This window comes from Acinetobacter sp. ANC_7682 (assembly GCF_056779795.1).
Window position 1 is genome coordinate 1 of sequence record NZ_JBWYIQ010000119.1, and the last position, 202, is coordinate 202.

Genomic DNA, 202 nt, shown 5'->3' on the forward strand with positions numbered 1-202 from the left:
ATAGGAAGCGTACTTTGATGCGTCCCCATTCATCGACATGGATTTCTTCTCCTGCAGGTCCCACCACTTTGGCGCGTTGCGGATGGGTGCTAGGTCGATGTTGTAGTGGGTTGTATTCGGGTACGGTTTTGATGTTGCGTCGTTGTAGGATGAGTTCGCTGGCTTGGCGTTCTTGGTCCGTGTGGGTTGCTTGGTTGGTGTC

At 53.0% G+C, this 202-nt stretch carries 1 protein-coding gene; it reads right to left on the reverse strand.

Annotated features, from left to right (window positions below; all coding sequences use genetic code 11):
• The coding region (locus tag AC1M9D_RS14250) for a hypothetical protein (protein WP_481612466.1) at positions 1 to 202 on the reverse strand (202 nt) is incomplete at both ends.